This is a genomic window from Kluyvera genomosp. 3, from assembly GCF_011765685.1.
Classification (GTDB): Bacteria; Pseudomonadota; Gammaproteobacteria; order Enterobacterales; family Enterobacteriaceae; genus Kluyvera; species Kluyvera georgiana_A.
Genome location: NZ_CP050321.1, coordinates 893902 through 911605, shown reverse-complemented (window position 1 = coordinate 911605; position 17704 = coordinate 893902). Strand labels below are relative to the sequence as shown.

Genomic DNA, 17704 nt, shown 5'->3' with positions numbered 1-17704 from the left:
TTAAAGCTGAGAGAATACTTGCTCATAAAAAACTGCACCTTACTTCGTTGGGTGTCCAACTTTTTGGGTGCAGTTCACATGGCCGGGTTTTTTACCTTTCGCTTTCGCGATTATTTCACCGGACGCATCGCCGGGAACAGAATCACGTCGCGGATGGTGTGGCTGTTGGTGAACAACATGACCATACGGTCGATACCAATACCCAGACCAGCAGTCGGCGGCAGACCGTGTTCCAGCGCGGTAACGTAGTCTTCGTCGTAGAACATCGCTTCGTCATCGCCTGCTTCTTTAGCGTTAACCTGATCCTGGAAGCGCTGCGCCTGATCTTCTGCGTCGTTCAGCTCGCTGAAACCGTTACCGATTTCGCGGCCGCCGATGAAGAATTCAAAGCGGTCAGTGATTTCCGGGTTCACGTCGTTACGACGCGCCAGCGGAGAAACCTCGGCCGGGTACTCGGTGATGAAGGTCGGCTGAATCAGGTGCGCTTCTGCCACTTCTTCGAAGATCTCGGTCACGATACGGCCCAGACCCCAGCTCTTCTCAACGTGAATACCGATGCTTTCAGCAATGGCCTTCGCGGAGTCGAAGTTATCCAGATCCGCCATGTCAGTTTCCGGACGGTATTTCTTGATAGCTTCACGCATGGTCAGTTTTTCGAACGGCTTGCCGAAGTCGAAAGTCTGGTCGCCGTAAGGCACCGCGGTGTGGCCCAGAATATCCTGCGCCAGGGTACGGAACAGGGATTCGGTCAGCTCGATCAGATCTTTGTAGTCTGCGTACGCCATGTAGAGTTCCATCATGGTGAACTCAGGGTTGTGGCGAACGGAGATACCTTCGTTACGGAAGTTACGGTTGATTTCGAACACACGCTCGAAGCCGCCAACCACCAGACGTTTCAGGTACAGTTCCGGCGCGATACGCAGGTACATGTCCAGATCCAGCGCGTTGTGATGGGTGATGAACGGACGAGCGGACGCGCCGCCAGGGATCACCTGCATCATCGGTGTTTCCACTTCCATAAAGCCGCGGCCCACCATGAACTGACGGATACCCGCCAGAATCTGAGAACGCACTTTGAAAGTCTTGCGGGATTCATCGTTAGAGATGAGATCCAGGTAACGCTGACGGTAGCGCGCTTCCTGATCCTGCAGGCCGTGGAATTTGTCCGGCAGCGGACGCAGTGCTTTGGTCAGCAGACGCAGTTCGGTGCAGTGGATAGACAGCTCACCGGTTTTGGTTTTGAACAGCTTACCTTTCGCGCCCAGAATATCGCCGAGGTCCCATTTCTTGAACTGCTCGTTGTAGATGCCTTCCGGCAGATCGTCACGCGCGACGTACAGCTGAATACGGCCGCCAACGTCCTGCAGCGTAACGAAGGACGCTTTACCCATAATACGGCGGGTCATCATACGGCCCGCAACGGAGACCTCGATATTCAGCGCTTCGAGTTCTTCGCCTTCCTTATCATCATATTTCGCATGCAGAAGGTCTGAGGTGCTGTCGCGACGGAAATCGTTCGGGAACGGGATGCCCTGCTCACGCAGTGCAGCCAGCTTCTCGCGGCGTGCCTTCATTTCATTGTTAAGATCGACTACCTCGTCAGCGCCTTGTGCGTTTTGTTCAGACATGTTGGTTCCTCATAGCCCTGCTTTCAAACTTGCTTCGATAAATTGATCCAGACTTCCGTCCAGTACCGCCTGCGTATTGCGGGTTTCCACCCCAGTGCGCAGGTCTTTAATACGGGAATCGTCCAGGACATACGAACGAATCTGACTACCCCAGCCGATATCAGACTTGTTGTCTTCCATCGCCTGTTTTTCCGCGTTCTTTTTCTGCATTTCCAGTTCATAAAGCTTCGCTTTCATCTGCTTCATGGCCTGGTCTTTGTTCTTGTGCTGGGAACGGTCGTTCTGGCACTGCGTCACAATCCCGGTCGGGATGTGGGTGATACGCACCGCAGATTCCGTACGGTTAACGTGCTGGCCGCCCGCGCCGGAGGCACGGTAAACGTCGATACGCAGATCTGCCGGGTTGATGTCGATATCGATATCGTCATCCACTTCCGGGTACACGAACGCGGAGCTAAAGGAGGTGTGGCGACGGCCGCCGGAGTCGAACGGGCTCTTACGCACCAGGCGGTGAACGCCGGTTTCGGTACGCAGCCAGCCGTAGGCGTAATCGCCGGAGATTTTGATGGTCACGGATTTAATCCCGGCCACTTCCCCTTCGGACTCTTCGATGATTTCAGTTTTAAAGCCGCGCGCTTCTGCCCAACGCAGATACATACGCTCAAGCATGCTTGCCCAGTCCTGCGCTTCAGTACCGCCGGAACCGGCCTGGATATCAAGGTAGCAATCGGCGTTGTCATATTCGCCAGAGAACATACGACGGAACTCGAGCTGCGCCAGCTTCTCTTCCAGCGTGTCCAGCTCGGCAACGGCTTCGTTGAAGGTGTCTTCGTCGTCGGCTTCTACAGCCAGTTCCAGCAGGCCGGAGACGTCTTCCAGGCCCTGGGCCATTTGGTCGAGGGTATCGACAATCGCTTCAAGGGAAGAACGCTCTTTGCCCAGCGCCTGCGCGCGTTCGGGTTCGTTCCAGACATCCGGCTGTTCCAGCTCGGCGTTTACTTCTTCCAGACGCTCTTTCTTAGCATCATAGTCAAAGATACCCCCTAAGAACGTGGGAACGCTCCGTGAGGTCCTGAATGCGATTATTTACCGGGTTTATTTCAAACATGGTCTATTTTCTTTTAATGGACGAGAAAAATGCGGTTATAAGAGCGGAATCTTAGCGGATTCCCGCCCTTATTTACAGTGTAAGAGATGCTAAATCGGCCACAGATGCTCGATGATCAACTGTAAGCTCCGGTTGCCGCGAAACTCGTTAATGTCCAGCCGGTAGGCCAGAGTCACTTCGCGCACGCCGTTATCCGGCCAGGCGGTCGTGTCAACATTGAAAGCGATGCCGTCCAGCAGCGGGCCGCCGCCAACCGGTTCAACCATCACTTTCAGGTGACGTTCGCCCACCAGCCGCTGCTGCAACAGGCGAAAACGCCCGTCAAACAACGGTTCCGGGAACATCTGCCCCCATGGGCCTGCCTCACGCAGCATCTGCGCCATTTCCAGCGTCATCTCCTGCGGGCTCAGCTCGCCGTCGGAAAGGATCTCCCCTTGCAGCAGCGCCGGATCCAGCCATTCGGTCACCAGCTCGCCAAAGTGGCGCTGGAACTCTTCAAAGCGCTCTTCTTCCAGCGAAAGCCCCGCCGCCATCGCGTGGCCGCCAAACTTCAGCATTAACCCCGGATGCAGCGTGTCCAGACGCTCCAGCGCATCGCGCATATGCAGCCCCTGAATAGAACGCCCGGAACCTTTCAGTTGGCCGTTCCCCGCGGGGGCAAAAGCAATCACCGGGCGGTGGAAGCGCTCTTTGATGCGCGAAGCGAGAATACCCACCACGCCCTGATGCCACTCCGGATGATACATCGCCAGCCCGCCGGGCAGCTCCGCGCGGCTGCGCTCAAGCTGCTCGCACAGCGTCAGCGCTTCCGCCTGCATCCCCTGCTCGATTTCTTTACGGGTCTGGTTTAACGCGTCCAGTTCATTTGCCAGCACGCGCGCTTCACCGAGGTTGTCGCACAACAGCAGCGCCACGCCGACGGACATGTCGTCCAGCCGCCCGGCAGCGTTCAGACGCGGCCCGAGTGCAAAGCCCAGATCGCTGGCTACCAGCTTCGCGGCGTCACGGTTGGCAATCTCCAGCAACGCCTTGATGCCAGGACGGCAGACGCCCGCACGAATGCGGCTCAGCCCCTGAAAGGTCAAAATACGGTTGTTAACGTCCAGCGGCACCACGTCAGCCACGGTGCCCAGCGCCACCAGATCGAGGAATTCGACAATCTTCGGCGCCGCAATGCCGCGAGACTCAAACCAACCTTTCTCTTTCAGATGGTTACACAGCACCAGCATCAGGTAGAACGCCACACCGACGCCCGCCAGCGATTTCGACGGGAAGGGGCAATCCACGAGATTCGGGTTCACCATCGCATCGGCGTTGGGCAACGTTTCGCCCGGCAGGTGGTGATCGGTCACCAGCACGCGGATCCCGAGACTGTGCGCGTGATCGACACCGGCATGGGACGAGATCCCATTGTCCACCGTCATGATCAGTTGTGCGCCGCGCGCGTGAGCCTGATCGACCACTTCCGGGCTTAAGCCGTAACCATCTTCAAAACGGTTCGGCACCAGATATTCCACGCTGCGACAGCCCATCGCCCGCAGCGACAGTACGCTCAGCGCAGTGCTGGTTGCGCCATCGGCGTCGAAGTCGCCCACCACCATAATGCGCAGGTTATTCTCAAAGGCATCGTGCAGCATCTCGACGGCTTTCTCGACGCCGGTCAAGGTACGCCAGTGCAGCATACCTTTCAGGCCGCGCTCGAGGTCGTCCGGCGACTTCACGCCACGGCTGGCGTACAGGCGACGCAGCAGCGGCGAAAGCTCTGCGGGCAAGGTGATGGATTCATCCACCTCTCGGCGGCGAAGTTGTGTCTGTTGTTTCACGCGAATTATTTACCGCTGGTCTGTTTCTGATGTTCGTCGAGGAACGCTTTCATCTCTTTCGGGCCCTGATAACCCGGCACCATAAAGCCATCGCTCAGCACGATAGCCGGCGTGCCGGTGACGCCAAACTGCACGCCCAGCGCATAGTGGTTCGCGATGTCGATATCGCAGGTCGCCGCCTGCACGCCCTTGCCGTTCATCGCGTCGTCGAACGCTTTATTGCGGTCTTTCGCGCACCAGATAGATTTCATATCCTGCTCGGCCTGGCTTTGCACGCCCTGACGCGGGAAGGCCAGGTAGCGCACGGTGATGCCCAGCGCATTGTAGTCTTTCATCTCTTCATGCAGCTTGTGGCAGTAGCCGCAGGTGATGTCGGTAAAGACGGTAATAACGTGTTTTTCCTGCGGCGCTTTGTAAACGATCATCTCTTTTTCCAGCGCCTTCAGGTGGGTCATCAGCAGCGCGTTGGTCACGTTAACCGGCTGCGCGCCGCTAACATCGTACATCGGCCCCTGGATGATGTGCTTGCCGTCGTCGGTGACGTACAGCACACCGCTGTTGGTCAGCACGGTCTTCATACCGGCGACCGGGGCGGGCTGAATGTCAGTGCTCTGTACGCCAAGCTTAGCGAGCGACTGCTTGATCGCGGCATCGTCTGCGTGCGCCAGGCCGGAGAACGCGGCGGCCAGCAGGGTAAACATCATTAAACCTTTTTTCATAATCAGTCCTTTTAAATCAACATCATGCGCGTGGATGATGCTGTTGGTGAAGTTGTCGCAGCCGCTCGGTCGCAACGTGCGTATAAATTTGGGTCGTCGACAAATCGCTGTGCCCCAGCAGCATTTGCACCACGCGCAGGTCTGCGCCGTGGTTGAGCAGATGGGTGGCAAACGCGTGTCGTAATACGTGCGGCGACAGCTTTTCGCTGTCGATTCCCGCTAGCTGGGCATAATGTTTAATACGGTGCCAGAAGGTCTGTCGGGTCATCTGCTGCGCGCGCTGGCTGGGAAACAGCACATCAATCGCCACACCGTTCAGCAGCCACGGGCGGCCATGTTCCAGCCAGTTTTCCACCCAGTAGACCGCCTCTTCGCCCAGCGGCACCAGGCGTTCTTTATTACCCTTACCGATCACCCGCACCACGCCCTGACGCAGGCTGATGTCGCTCATTGTCAGGCCGACCAGTTCCGACACGCGCAGTCCGGTCGCGTAGAGTACCTCAAGCATAGCTTTATCGCGCAGCTCCAGCGGCTGATCCACCAGCGGCGCCTGCAACAGGCGTTCAACCTGTGCTTCGCTGAGATCTTTCGGCAGCCGCTGCGGCAGTTTCGGCGAAGCCAGCAGCGCGCTGGGATCGTCCTGACGTATTTTTTCGCGGTACAGATGCTGGAAAAAGCGCCGCATGGCGCTCAGCAGGCGTGCAGAACTGGTCGCCTTATAGCCGCCCTGCTGACGCTCGGCGAGTAAGTTTTGCAGATCGTCGCTCTGAACGCTTTCCAGCGTCAGGTTTCGATGCGCCAGCCATTCGACCACCATGGTCAGATCCCGACGATAGGCGCTGAGGGTATTTTCCGCCAGATTACGCTCCAGCCACAGCGCATCAAGAAACTGTTCAATTCGTGCAAGATCCTTTTCCACTTCGAGCCCTCTGCGTGTTAAATCAGCACCATTATGCCTGAATCAGGCCCCTTTCTGGTACACTAGCCGCATCGTCATCGCAAGAATCGAGAGCAGTACGTCATGAATATCGGCCTTTTTTACGGTTCCAGCACCTGCTACACCGAGATGGCAGCGGAGAAAATTCGCGACATTATCGGCCCGGAACTGATCACATTACATAACCTGAAAGATGATTCCCCGGCCTTAATGGAGCAATACGACGTGCTCATTCTGGGGATTCCAACCTGGGATTTCGGTGAGATTCAGGAAGATTGGGAAGCGGTCTGGGAACAGCTGGATACGTTGAACCTCGAAGGTAAAATCGTCGCGCTGTACGGCATGGGCGACCAGCTCGGCTATGGCGAGTGGTTCCTCGATGCGCTCGGCATGTTGCACGACAAACTGGCGACCAAAGGCGTGAAATTTGTCGGCTACTGGCCGACTGAAGGCTATGAGTTCACCAGCCCGAAACCCGTCATCGCCGATGGACAGCTGTTTGTTGGCCTCGCGCTGGACGAAACCAATCAGTATGACCTCAGCGACGAACGCATTCAGAGCTGGTGCGAACAGATTCTCGGCGAAATGGCCGAACAGTTCTCTTAATGCTTAGTGGGCGCGGGCTGCTGCAGGAGAATCCGCCGCAGATCGCGCCACTCTTCCGGGTTCATGCTATCAGCCGCCAGCCAGAGATGTTGGCGACGACCGCCCGGACGGCGAATCCGCAGCATCATGCCCGAGTTCAGCATCCACGGTGCCCCCAGAATTTCCCACTCCTGATTACGCCAGCGCAACCGGGAATCCATCAGCAGCTTAATTTCCCCCTGGTGCGAGTGAATACGTCGTTGGCTGCGCACGCAGTCAAACACCACCAGCGACAATAAAATCAGCCAGAGCGGAGTGTAGCTCAGCGGCCACGGCATCAGCAGCACAAACGCTGCCACCAGCCCGTGGAGCAGGAGAGAAAGCCACTGTGAGCGCCAGGAGACGCGTAAATCAGATTGCCACAGGACCACGTTCCCGATTCCGTGTCTGAATAAGTTGCACCATGCGCTGAAGGCTAGTATCGGCCGGTTCGCCGTGATTCATCAACCAGTTGAAAAGGTCCGGATCGTCACACTCCAGCAGACGAATAAAGAGGGCCTTGTCTTCATCGCTCAGCGTGTCGTACTCATGTTCAAAGAACGGCATGATGGAGATGTCGAGTTCGCGCATACCGCGGCGGCATGCCCAATGGATACGGGCTTTATTATTGATGTCCATAATTTCCTTCCAGCATTACGTTGCTACTAGTTTAACGTGTTTTTTGCAGTTACTTTACTGGAATATCACGTTGCACGCGTCATATTCCAAAAAAAGCCATACAAAATGAAGGGTATTCATCTGATTACGAGCCGCTTCGCAGAACGCGCGAACGGCACAAAACGGCCATCGAAAGCGCTTGCAATGCCGGACATCTCTTTTACCATGAACAAATAAGCGCGTTACTCAATTCAGGATATCAATATGGCTTTTACTCCTTTTCCTCCGCGTCAGCCCTCCGCCTCCGCGCGTTTACCGCTGACGTTAATGACGCTTGATGATTGGGCGCTGGCAACCATTTCCGGTGCCGACAGTGAAAAGTACCTGCAGGGCCAGGTGACCGCAGATGTGGCGCAGCTTGATGAGCATCAACATCTTCTGGTCGCTCACTGCGATGCCAAGGGTAAAATGTGGAGCAACCTGCGTCTGTTCCGTCGCCAGGACGGTTTCGCCTGGATTGAGCGTCGCAGCGTGCGTGAAGCGCAGCTGACCCAGTTGAAGAAATACGCCGTATTCTCGAAGGTCACCATCGCCGCTGATGATTCACTGGTGTTGCTGGGCGTTGCCGGATTCCAGGCTCGCGCCGCGCTGGCGAATCTCTTTACCCAGCTGCCGGGGGCCGAGAAACCTTGCCTGCAGGAAGGTGAAACGTCTCTGCTGTGGTTTGCTCATCCGGAAGAACGTTTCCTGCTGGTAACCGACGAAGCAACCGCCGAGCGCGTCACCGAGGCATTACGCGGCGAAGCGCAACTTAACAACAGCCAGCAGTGGCTGGCGCTGAACATCGAAGCGGGCCTGCCGGTGATTGATGAAGTCAACAGCGCGCAGTTTATTCCGCAGGCTACCAACCTACAGGCGCTGGGCGGCATCAGCTTTAAGAAAGGCTGCTACACCGGTCAGGAGATGGTGGCACGCGCAAAATTCCGCGGCGCCAACAAGCGCGCGCTGTGGACGCTGGCAGGCAAAGCCAGCCGCGTACCACAAGCTGGTGAAGATTTAGAGCTGCAAATGGGCGACAACTGGCGTCGTACCGGCACCGTATTGGCCGCAGTACAGCTCGATGACGGTCAACTGCTGGTGCAGGTTGTGATGAACAACGATATGGAAGCCGACAGCGTATTCCGCGTGCGCGACGATGCCAACACCTTAAGCATCAAGCCGCTGCCATATTCGTTAGACGAAGAGTAAGTTGTTTTGTGCAATCCCGGCGTTTACGCCGGGATTGGAGACTGGGTCACAGAATGGTTACGCCACCTGCCCCACGTACAGATAAATCGCCAGAAAATGACAAGCGCTGCCGCCCAGCACAAACGCGTGCCAGATAGCGTGGTTGTAAGGGATTCGCTTACAGACGTAGAAAATAACCCCCAGCGAATACACCACCCCGCCGACCGCCAGCAGCGTCACGCCGCCAATCGCCAGCTTCACCGCCAACTGATACACCACAATCAGCGATAGCCAGCCCATCGTCAGATAGGTCACCAGCGACAGCACCTTAAAGCGATGCGCGATGGTTAACTTAAACAGGATCCCCAGCAGCGCCAGACTCCAGATAACAATCATCAACCCGCGGGCGAGCGGAGAGTCAAGACCCACCAGCAGAAACGGCGTGTAGGTACCGGCAATCAGCAGGTAGATGGCGCAGTGGTCGAATTTCTTCAGCCAGACTTTGGCCCGCTGCGAAGGAATGGCGTGGTACAGCGTCGAGGCGAGAAACAGCAGGATCATGCTGCCGCCATACAGGCTATAGCTGGTGATAGCAGTCGCGCTGGCGTTAGCGCCAACGGCCTGCACCAGCAACAAAACGAGCCCGACGATGCCGAGCACAAAACCGACACCGTGACTAATGCTATTGGCAACTTCCTCTGCCAGAGAGTATCCCTGATGAATGAGTGGTTTCTTATCCATTACGCGCTCCGGGCGAACGACAAATCAAGCAACGGCACTAGCGTAACTGAGAATGGTTCCAGTGAACACATGTAAGCTAAAATAAAAAGATGATTTTTTGTAAATTAAGAATAATCAATAAGTTAACAAGCTCATTCAACTAACAGGTGTACGCAATTTCATTTAATATATTTAAATTCAATAACATAAAAGGTGCTCTCACCAGGGTAGATATCGGTAATCACCTGTTTAAGCTGCGGAAGCGTCATGTTTTCCTGTTCAGCGTGACGTTCGGTGAGGGTATCCAGGGTTACGGTTGAGGTGGCAAGGACTTCAATCGTGCAGAAGTACCCGTCATCTTCATAGCGCCCGACACGTAAAATATCGCCGGTTTTGAAATGGGATTCTGCCGCATCACGCAGCGTAATAGTCTTGCGACCGGCAACAATGTCATCCTGAAAGCGCTGAAAAAAAGTGATGTCGTTAGGCTGCATGGTATTATTCCCTTTAGGTTTTCAAATTAACGAGTATCCACCCACCGTGAGCATGTTCTCCCACGCCGCTATCGCCAGCCTCAATAATCTTGAGATGATGGTCTATCACTATGTCATCAAAAATCGCGACACGGTAATGTACATGACCATTCGTGAACTGGCCGACGCGGCGGGCGTCTCCACCACCACGGTGATGCGCTTCTGCCGCAAGCTCAACTGCGATGGCTACTCGGAGTTTCGCGTTCGCTTCAAATTATATCTGGAGCAGGAAGAACCGCAGCAGACTAATTTCGGCGCCAGTGAAATTATCAGCTTTTTCAAAAGCGTCAATAATGATGAGTTTGATAAACTGCTCGACCGCGCAGTCGACGTTATTCTCGCCTCTGAGCGTATTATTTTTGTCGGTGCGGGAACTTCGGGGTCATTAGCAAAATATGGCGCCAGGTTCTTTTCTAATATTGGGAAATTCAGCAACCATATCGATGATCCTTATTTTCCGGTCACCAATGATATGGCCAAAAATGCGCTGGCGATCGTTCTCTCCGTCTCTGGCGAAACCGAAGAGATCCTGCGTTTCGCCAGCCAGTTTAGCCTGCACCACTGCAAAGTCATGTCGATCACCAGCCATGAACACTCGCGCCTGGCGAAGCTGGCGGATTTCAATCTCTCCTGGCACGTATCACAAACGCGTATTGCAGGCGTTTACGATATTACGACGCAGATTCCGGTTATCTATATTCTGGAATCCTTAGGCCGCAAACTGGCGAAGAAATTAGCATAAAAATACAGGGTGTTTTTTCGATGTAACATATGCCCTGTGGGGTAATTTGTTATATCGTGACATTTAATATTCCTTTGTTAGACTCAGATTTATTAAGCCTAATCGATGAGCCATAGCAAAGATGAAAAAACTGACCTTACCGAAAGATTTTTTATGGGGTGGCGCAGTTGCCGCGCACCAGGTTGAAGGCGGCTGGAATAAAGGCGGTAAAGGCCCCAGCATCTGTGACGTCCTCACCGGCGGCGCGCACGGCGTACCGCGCGAAATTACTCAGGAAGTAGTGCCGGGTAAATACTATCCCAACCACGAAGCCATCGACTTCCACGGCCACTATAAAGAAGACATCAAACTGTTCGCCGAGATGGGCTTCAAATGCTTCCGCACGTCGATTGCGTGGACCCGTATCTTCCCGAACGGCGATGAAAGCCAGCCCAACGAAGAAGGGCTGAAATTCTACGACGATATGTTCGATGAGCTGCTCAAATACAACATTGAGCCGGTGATTACCCTCTCCCACTTTGAAATGCCGCTGCACCTGGTGCAGCAGTACGGCGGCTGGACTAACCGTAAAGTTGTTGATTTCTTTGTGCGTTTCGCGGAAGTGGTGTTTGAGCGCTACAAGAGCAAGGTCAAATACTGGATGACCTTCAATGAAATTAACAACCAGCGCAACTGGCGCGCGCCGCTGTTCGGCTACTGCTGCTCCGGCGTGGTCTACACCGAACATGAAAATCCGGAAGAGACCATGTACCAGGTGCTGCACCATCAGTTCGTGGCCAGCGCCCTCGCCGTGAAAGCCGCGCGTCGCATCAACCCGGAGATGAAAGTCGGCTGCATGCTGGCGATGGTGGCGCTCTATCCATTCTCCTGCAAGCCGGAAGATGTGATGTTCGCCCAGGAATCGATGCGTGAACGTTATGTGTTTACCGACGTGCAGCTGCGCGGCTACTACCCGAGCTACGTGCTCAACGAATGGGAACGCCGTGGCTTCAACATCAAGATGGAAGCCGGCGATGAGGCCATTCTGCGTGAAGGCACCTGCGACTACCTTGGATTTAGCTACTACATGACCAACGCAGTGAAGGCAGAAGGCGGCAGCGGCGATGCCATTTCCGGCTTTGAAGGCAGCGTGCCGAACCCGCACGTAAAAGCCTCCGACTGGGGCTGGCAGATTGACCCGGTCGGCCTGCGCTATTCACTGTGCGAGCTGTACGAGCGCTATCAGAAGCCGCTGTTTATCGTGGAAAATGGCTTCGGCGCCTATGATAAAGTGGAAGAAGACGGCAGCATCAACGATGACTACCGTATCGATTATCTGCGCGCGCACGTTAAAGAGATGATGAAAGCGGTAACCTATGACGGCGTCGACCTGATGGGCTACACGCCATGGGGCTGCATCGACTGCGTGTCGTTCACCACCGGGCAGTACAGCAAGCGCTATGGCTTCATCTATGTGAACAAGCACGACGATGGTACGGGGGATATGTCGCGTTCACGTAAGAAGAGTTTTGAGTGGTATAAAGCGGTGATTGCCAGCAACGGCGAGAATCTGTAAGCGGTTTTCCCCTCACCCTAACCCTCTCCCCAAGGGGAGAGGGGCCCGTTCGAGCAAATGCTGACGTATCTTTTCTCCCTCGCCCCTTTGGGGAGAGGGCCGGGGTGAAGGGAGCAAACCGCACTACTTCCCGCCCGCCAGCTCAATAAAACTTCCTGTCACGTAAGACGCCTTGTCGCTCAGCAGCCAGACAATCGCCTGCGCCACCTCTTCCGGCTGCCCGCCGCGTTGCATCGGCAGAACGGATTTTACCCGGTCAACGCGCCCCGGCTCGCCGCCGTCGGCATGCATATCGGTATAGATAAAGCCCGGCCTGACGCCGTTCACGCGGATCCCCTGCGCCGCCACTTCAATCGACAGCCCGGTGGTCAGCGTATCAATCGCCCCTTTCGACGCGGCATAGTCGACGTACTCGCCCGGCGATCCAAGCCGCGCGGCAGCCGAGGAGACGTTGACGATCGCTCCGCCCTTCCCGCCGTGCGGTATCGCCATACGCTTTACCGCTTCCCGACAGCACAGGAAATAGCCGGTCACGTTGGTGGTTAACACTCGATTAATCCGCTCTGCGGTTAACGCCTCTACGCGGCTTTGGGTGAACAACACCCCGGCATTATTTACCAACGCCATCAACGGTTCCGGTTGCTTGTCGAGCAGGGCAAACATCGCTTCCACCTGTGCTTCATCGCCAATATCCGCCTGCACCGCAAAGGCGTTACCGCCTGCCGCTGTAATGGCATTGACGACCTCTCCCGCCGCCTGCGCGTTCTGGTGGTAATTCACCGCCACCGTATACCCTTCCTGTGCCAGCTGTAGCGCGGTAGCCCGGCCAATTCCCCGGCTGGCGCCGGTCACTAATGCAAGAGCCATGCATTTCTCCCAAAAAATAAAGGCGCCGTAGCGCCTTTAAAAGATAGTGCAATCAGTTGATTACTGGTATTCGCTCATCGGTACGCAGGAGCAGAACAGGTTACGATCGCCGTACACGTCATCAAGACGTTTTACGGTCGGCCAGTATTTGTTCGCCATGCCCGCCGGGAAGACGGCCAGCTCGCGGCTATAGCCGTGATTCCACTCGGCCACCAGCTCATTCTGGGTGTGCGGAGAGTTCACCAGCGGGTTATCTTCCAGCGTCCACTCGCCCGCTTTCACACGGTCGATTTCACCGCGAATCGCCAGCATCGCGTCGATAAAGCGGTCCAGTTCAGCTTTGCCTTCAGATTCCGTCGGCTCAACCATCAGGGTACCCGCCACCGGGAAGGACATGGTCGGTGCGTGGAAACCGTAATCAATCAGGCGCTTAGCAATATCCAGCTCACTGATGCCGGTCTCTTCTTTCAGCGGACGAATATCCAGAATACATTCATGCGCCACGTGCCCCTGGCTGCCGGTATACAGCACCGGATAAGCGTCTTTCAGGCGGGTCGCAATGTAGTTAGCGTTGAGGATCGCCACCTGGCTTGCCTGCTTCAGACCTTCCGCGCCCATCATGCGGATATACATCCAGCTGATGGGCAGAATCGACGCGCTACCGAACGGCGCCGCGGACACCGCGCCCTGACGGGTCAGCATGCCTTCAATGTGCACCACGCTGTGGCCCGGCACGAACGGTGCCAGATGCGATTTCACGCCGATAGGGCCCATGCCCGGGCCGCCGCCGCCGTGCGGAATGCAGAAGGTTTTGTGCAGGTTGAGGTGCGAAACGTCCGCGCCGATAAAGCCCGGAGAAGTAATCCCCACCTGAGCGTTCATATTCGCGCCATCGAGGTAAACCTGGCCGCCGAACTGGTGCACGATTTCGCACACTTCACGGATGGTCTCTTCGTACACGCCGTGGGTGGACGGATAGGTCACCATGATGCAGGAAAGATTGTCTGCGTGCTGCTCCGCTTTCGCGCGCAGATCCGCCAGATCGATGTTGCCGTTCTTATCGCAGGCTACCACTACCACCTGCATACCCGCCATCTGTGCAGAAGCCGGGTTAGTACCGTGGGCAGAACTTGGGATCAGGCAGATATCACGATGACCGTCGTTGCGGCTTTCATGATAGTGACGAATCGCCAGAAGACCGGCGTATTCGCCCTGTGCGCCCGAGTTCGGCTGCATGCACAGCGCGTCGTAGCCGGTCAGTTTCACCAGCCACTCGGAAAGCTGACCGATCATCTGATGATAGCCCTCGGCCTGCTCAACCGGGCAGAACGGGTGCAGTTCGGCAAATTCCGGCCAGGTGATGGGGATCATCTCCGCTGCGGCGTTCAGCTTCATGGTGCAGGAACCCAGCGGGATCATCGCCTGGTTCAGCGCCAGATCTTTACGCTCCAGCGAGTGCATATAGCGCATCATCTCGGTTTCGCTGTGGTAGCGATTAAAGACCGGATGCGCGAGGATCGCATCATCACGCAGCATGCTGCTCTGAATGGAACGGCTGTCGAGCGCCACGTCTTTATCGAGCGTGTCGATATCCAGGCCGTGGTTTTCGCCGAGGATCACGTTAAACAGCGCCAGCACGTCTTCACGGGTGGTGGTTTCGTTCAGGGTCACGCCGACGGCATTAATAATGTCGCTACGCAGGTTAATTTCGGCAGCCTGCGCGCGTGCCAGCACCGCCGCTTTATCCGCCACTTCCACGCACAGGGTATCGAAGAAGTGCGCATGGCGCAGTTTCAGCCCTTTCTGCTGCAGGCCGGTCGCCAGAATATCGGTCAGGCGGTGAATGCGGTTCGCGATGCGTTTCAGACCAACCGGGCCGTGGAAGACCGCGTACAGGCTGGCAATGTTGGCCAGCAGCACCTGCGAAGTACAGATGTTGGAGTTGGCTTTCTCGCGGCGAATGTGCTGCTCGCGAGTCTGCATCGCCATGCGCAGCGCGGTATTGCCCGCCGCATCTTTCGATACGCCGATAATACGGCCCGGCATGGCGCGTTTGAATTCATCTTTAGCGGCAAAGAATGCCGCGTGCGGGCCACCGTAGCCCATCGGAACGCCGAAGCGTTGGGCAGAGCCGAAAACAATGTCCGCGCCCTGTTTGCCCGGTGCGGTTAACAGCACCAGCGCCATAAAGTCTGCGGCAACACTCACCACCACTTTGCGGGATTTCAGTTCAGCAATCAGTTTGCTGTAATCATGCACTTCGCCGGTAGTGCCCACCTGCTGCAGCAGCACGCCAAAGACATCCTGGTGTTCCAGCGCTTTGTCGGCATCATCGACGATAATGTCAAAACCAAAGGTTTCCGCACGAGTACGAACGACGTCCAGCGTTTGCGGATGCACGTCAGCCGCGACGAAGAAGCGGTTCGCGTTCTTCAGCTTGCTCACACGCTTGGCCATCGCCATCGCTTCCGCGGCGGCGGTCGCTTCATCCAGCAGGGAAGCGGAAGCCATATCAAGACCGGTCAGATCCAGCGTGACCTGCTGGAAGTTAAGCAGCGCTTCAAGGCGGCCCTGAGACACTTCCGGTTGATACGGAGTATAAGCGGTGTACCAGCCCGGGTTTTCCAGCATATTGCGCAGGATAACCGGCGGCAGCTGCACCGGGGTGTAACCCATGCCAATATACGACTTAAAGCGCTTGTTGCGACCCGCAATCGCCTTCAGCTCCGCCAGCGCGGCGAATTCTGTGGTGGCCTCGCCTACCTGCGGCGGCGTGGCAAGCTGGATATCTTTCGGCACGATCTGTTCAATCAGTGCGTTGAGTGAATCCGCGCCAACCGTTTTGAGCATCTCTTGCTGCTGCTGGGCGTCCGGCCCGATGTGACGTTCAATAAACGCGCCACGGTTTTCAAGCTGGCTTAAAGTCTGTGTCATGAGCGATGGTTCCTGAAACGTGCGGTGATTTTAAGATTTCATCTTCCAGAGGAAGAGGTTTGGGGTGACAGTGCGAACATACCCTCACCCCGGCCCTCTCCCGGAGGGAGAGGGGGAAAACCGTTATTCGTCTTCTAACAGGGCTTCGTATGCGGTCGCGTCCAGCAGTGCGGCGACTTCCGCTTCATCGCTGGCCTTGATCTTGAAGATCCAGCCGCCGGCGTACGGTTCGCTGTTTACCAGCTCCGGTGAATCACCCAGCTCTTCGTTAACCGCAACGATTTCGCCGCTGATTGGCGCGTAGATATCGGAAGCCGCTTTCACAGACTCCGCCACCGCGCAGTCGTCGCCCGCGCTGACGGTCGCGCCGACTTCCGGCAGGTCAACAAACACCATGTCGCCCAGTAATTCCTGCGCGTGCTCGGTGATACCCACGGTGTAGCTGCCGTCGGCTTCTTTGCGCAGCCATTCGTGTTCTTTGCTGTATTTCAGTTCTGCTGGTACGTTGCTCATCAAAAAATCTCCAGAATAATAATCGGTTACGCCACGGCCTTGCCGTTACGTACAAAAACAGGTTTGGTGACCTTCACCGGCATTTCACGGTTACGGATTTGCACAATCGCCGTCTCGCCAGTGCCCTGAGGGACGCGAGCCAGCGCAATACTATGGCCTAAGGTCGGCGAGAAAGTCCCGCTGGTGATCACACCTTCACGCGCATTGCCGTTAGCATCGGTAAAACGTACCGGCAGTTCGCCGCGCAGCACGCCTTTTTCGGTCATCACCAGGCCCACCAATTGTTCGGTGCCTTTCTCACGTTCGATCTCCAGCACGTCGCGACCGATAAAGTTGCGATCGGCCGGTTCCCAGGCGATGGTCCAGCCCATATTGGCCGCCAGCGGAGAGATGCCTTCGTCCATCTCCTGTCCGTACAGGTTCATACCGGCTTCCAGACGCAGCGTATCGCGTGCGCCCAGGCCGCAAGGCTTCACGCCCGCCTGGACCAGCTGCTGCCAGAAATCCGCCGCCTGCGCTTTCGGCAGGGCAATTTCATAGCCCGCTTCGCCGGTATAGCCGGTGGTGGCGATAAAGAAATCGCCCGCCTGCACGCCGAAGAACGGCTTCATGCCTTCTACCGCATGGCGCTGTTCATCGCTAAACAGCGTGCCCGCTTTCGCCTGCGCGTTTGGCCCCTGCACCGCAATCAGCGACAGATCGTCGCGGACGGTGATATCAATGGCATAGGGTTCAGCGTGTTGGGTAATCCAGGAGAGGTCTTTTTCGCGGGTGGCGGAGTTAACGACGAGGCGGAAGAAATCTTCGGTGAGGTAGTAAACGATCAGGTCATCAATCACGCCGCCCGATGCGTTCAACATCCCGCTATAAAGCGCTTTGCCGGGTTTGGTGAGCTTCGCCACGTCGTTGGCCAGCAGATAGCGTAGAAACTCGCGGGTGCGCGGTCCGTGTAAATCGACGATCGTCATATGCGACACATCGAACATCCCGGCGTCGGTACGCACCGCATGGTGCTCATCAATCTGCGACCCATAGTGCAGCGGCATCATCCAGCCGTGGAAATCCACCATACGCGCGCCACATAACACGTGCTGGTCATACAAAGGCGTTTGTTGAGCCATCATGTCCTCGTTGAATATATCGCACCACAAAAACA

17 protein-coding genes are annotated in these 17704 nt (G+C 56.2%); 4 read left to right on the top strand and 13 right to left on the bottom strand.

The features are described from left to right. Positions 1 to 110 precede the first annotated feature (110 nt). From lysS to xerD, 5 genes are all read right to left on the bottom strand, one after another. Positions 111 to 1628 (bottom strand): lysine--tRNA ligase, encoded by a 1518-nt coding sequence (lysS, locus tag GY169_RS04335; protein ID WP_163446062.1) that lies wholly within the window; start codon positions 1626 to 1628, stop codon positions 111 to 113. Between the two features lie 9 nt (positions 1629 to 1637). Beyond that, positions 1638 to 2736, bottom strand: a protein-coding gene (gene prfB, locus GY169_RS04330; protein ID WP_167575065.1) for a peptide chain release factor 2 whose coding sequence is annotated in 2 segments (ribosomal slippage) — positions 1638 to 2660 and positions 2662 to 2736 — 1098 coding nt in all. Because the reading frame shifts where the segments join, the coding sequence is not laid out codon by codon here. An 89-nt stretch (positions 2737 to 2825) separates the two neighbouring features. Continuing rightward, positions 2826 to 4559, bottom strand: coding sequence for a single-stranded-DNA-specific exonuclease RecJ (gene recJ / locus GY169_RS04325; RefSeq protein WP_167575064.1), 1734 nt, complete (start codon positions 4557 to 4559; stop codon positions 2826 to 2828). A gap of 5 nt (positions 4560 to 4564) precedes the next feature. Next, on the bottom strand, positions 4565 to 5278 hold the full coding sequence (gene dsbC / locus GY169_RS04320; RefSeq protein WP_065355981.1) for a bifunctional protein-disulfide isomerase/oxidoreductase DsbC: 714 nt from the start codon (positions 5276 to 5278) through the stop codon (positions 4565 to 4567). Between the two features lie 22 nt (positions 5279 to 5300). Then, positions 5301 to 6197: a site-specific tyrosine recombinase XerD gene (gene xerD, locus GY169_RS04315; protein ID WP_064542785.1), complete on the bottom strand. Its 897-nt coding sequence runs from the start codon at positions 6195 to 6197 to the stop codon at positions 5301 to 5303. Positions 6198 to 6299: 102 nt separating this feature from the next. Here xerD and fldB point away from each other — a divergent pair, with 102 nt between their 5' ends. Continuing rightward, entirely contained in the window at positions 6300 to 6821 is a 522-nt protein-coding gene (fldB, locus tag GY169_RS04310) for a flavodoxin FldB (protein WP_064542782.1), read from the top strand. Here the strand turns inward: fldB and GY169_RS04305 are convergent. Further along, positions 6818 to 7231: a protein YgfX gene (locus tag GY169_RS04305; RefSeq protein WP_065355982.1), complete on the bottom strand. Its 414-nt coding sequence runs from the start codon at positions 7229 to 7231 to the stop codon at positions 6818 to 6820. The two genes, fldB and GY169_RS04305, sit on opposite strands and share 4 nt — an antisense overlap. After that, complete coding sequence (gene sdhE / locus GY169_RS04300) at positions 7212 to 7478, bottom strand: FAD assembly factor SdhE (protein WP_163446059.1); 267 nt, start codon at positions 7476 to 7478, stop codon at positions 7212 to 7214. Before sdhE ends, GY169_RS04305 begins: the two co-directional genes overlap by 20 nt. Positions 7479 to 7721: 243 nt before the next feature. On the opposite strand from sdhE, the gene ygfZ reads away from it, so the two are divergent. Further along, positions 7722 to 8705 (top strand): tRNA-modifying protein YgfZ, encoded by a 984-nt coding sequence (ygfZ, locus tag GY169_RS04295; RefSeq protein WP_167575063.1) that lies wholly within the window; start codon positions 7722 to 7724, stop codon positions 8703 to 8705. 57 nt (positions 8706 to 8762) lie between these two features. On the opposite strand, the gene trhA is transcribed toward ygfZ, so the two are convergent. Next, positions 8763 to 9425 carry a PAQR family membrane homeostasis protein TrhA gene (trhA, locus tag GY169_RS04290; RefSeq protein WP_167575062.1) on the bottom strand — a complete coding sequence of 221 codons (663 nt, stop codon included), beginning with the start codon at positions 9423 to 9425 and terminating at the stop codon, positions 8763 to 8765. A gap of 158 nt (positions 9426 to 9583) precedes the next feature. Continuing rightward, the gene (gene yqfB, locus GY169_RS04285; protein WP_167575061.1) at positions 9584 to 9898 is read right to left on the bottom strand and encodes a N(4)-acetylcytidine aminohydrolase; all 315 of its coding nucleotides are present in this window, start codon (positions 9896 to 9898) and stop codon (positions 9584 to 9586) included. A 52-nt stretch (positions 9899 to 9950) separates the two neighbouring features. Between yqfB and GY169_RS04280 the strand changes: the two genes are divergently transcribed. Continuing rightward, on the top strand, positions 9951 to 10679 hold the full coding sequence (locus GY169_RS04280; RefSeq protein ID WP_065355987.1) for a MurR/RpiR family transcriptional regulator: 729 nt from the start codon (positions 9951 to 9953) through the stop codon (positions 10677 to 10679). Positions 10680 to 10800: 121 nt separating this feature from the next. After that, the gene (gene bglA / locus GY169_RS04275) at positions 10801 to 12234 is read left to right on the top strand and encodes a 6-phospho-beta-glucosidase BglA (protein WP_167575060.1); all 1434 of its coding nucleotides are present in this window, start codon (positions 10801 to 10803) and stop codon (positions 12232 to 12234) included. Positions 12235 to 12357: 123 nt separating this feature from the next. Here bglA and GY169_RS04270 read toward each other — a convergent pair whose 3' ends face one another. From GY169_RS04270 to gcvT, 4 genes are all read right to left on the bottom strand, one after another. Next, positions 12358 to 13101 carry an SDR family oxidoreductase gene (locus GY169_RS04270; RefSeq protein ID WP_167575059.1) on the bottom strand — a complete coding sequence of 248 codons (744 nt, stop codon included), beginning with the start codon at positions 13099 to 13101 and terminating at the stop codon, positions 12358 to 12360. Between the two features lie 60 nt (positions 13102 to 13161). After that, on the bottom strand, positions 13162 to 16035 hold the full coding sequence (gene gcvP, locus GY169_RS04265; RefSeq protein WP_167575058.1) for an aminomethyl-transferring glycine dehydrogenase: 2874 nt from the start codon (positions 16033 to 16035) through the stop codon (positions 13162 to 13164). A gap of 123 nt (positions 16036 to 16158) precedes the next feature. Next, the gene (gcvH, locus tag GY169_RS04260; RefSeq protein WP_064542751.1) at positions 16159 to 16548 is read right to left on the bottom strand and encodes a glycine cleavage system protein GcvH; all 390 of its coding nucleotides are present in this window, start codon (positions 16546 to 16548) and stop codon (positions 16159 to 16161) included. Positions 16549 to 16574: 26 nt separating this feature from the next. Beyond that, positions 16575 to 17669, bottom strand: a complete 1095-nt coding sequence (gene gcvT, locus GY169_RS04255) for a glycine cleavage system aminomethyltransferase GcvT (protein ID WP_167577240.1) — start codon at positions 17667 to 17669, stop codon at positions 16575 to 16577. Positions 17670 to 17704 lie beyond the last annotated feature (35 nt).

Excerpts from the sequence above, each read along its gene's own strand:
- bglA (WP_167575060.1), top strand. The coding sequence starts at position 10,801 with ATGAAAAAACTGACCTTACCGAAAGATTTTTTATGGGGTGGCGCAGTT.
- gcvT (WP_167577240.1), bottom strand. The coding sequence starts at position 17,669 with ATGGCTCAACAAACGCCTTTGTATGACCAGCACGTGTTATGTGGCGCG.
- GY169_RS04280 (WP_065355987.1), top strand. The coding sequence starts at position 9,951 with ATGTTCTCCCACGCCGCTATCGCCAGCCTCAATAATCTTGAGATGATG.
- fldB (WP_064542782.1), top strand. The coding sequence starts at position 6,300 with ATGAATATCGGCCTTTTTTACGGTTCCAGCACCTGCTACACCGAGATG.
- lysS (WP_163446062.1), bottom strand. The coding sequence starts at position 1,628 with ATGTCTGAACAAAACGCACAAGGCGCTGACGAGGTAGTCGATCTTAAC.
- gcvP (WP_167575058.1), bottom strand. The coding sequence starts at position 16,035 with ATGACACAGACTTTAAGCCAGCTTGAAAACCGTGGCGCGTTTATTGAA.
- yqfB (WP_167575061.1), bottom strand. The coding sequence starts at position 9,898 with ATGCAGCCTAACGACATCACTTTTTTTCAGCGCTTTCAGGATGACATT.
- GY169_RS04270 (WP_167575059.1), bottom strand. The coding sequence starts at position 13,101 with ATGGCTCTTGCATTAGTGACCGGCGCCAGCCGGGGAATTGGCCGGGCT.
- ygfZ (WP_167575063.1), top strand. The coding sequence starts at position 7,722 with ATGGCTTTTACTCCTTTTCCTCCGCGTCAGCCCTCCGCCTCCGCGCGT.
- sdhE (WP_163446059.1), bottom strand. The coding sequence starts at position 7,478 with ATGGACATCAATAATAAAGCCCGTATCCATTGGGCATGCCGCCGCGGT.
- dsbC (WP_065355981.1), bottom strand. The coding sequence starts at position 5,278 with ATGAAAAAAGGTTTAATGATGTTTACCCTGCTGGCCGCCGCGTTCTCC.
- gcvH (WP_064542751.1), bottom strand. The coding sequence starts at position 16,548 with ATGAGCAACGTACCAGCAGAACTGAAATACAGCAAAGAACACGAATGG.
- trhA (WP_167575062.1), bottom strand. The coding sequence starts at position 9,425 with ATGGATAAGAAACCACTCATTCATCAGGGATACTCTCTGGCAGAGGAA.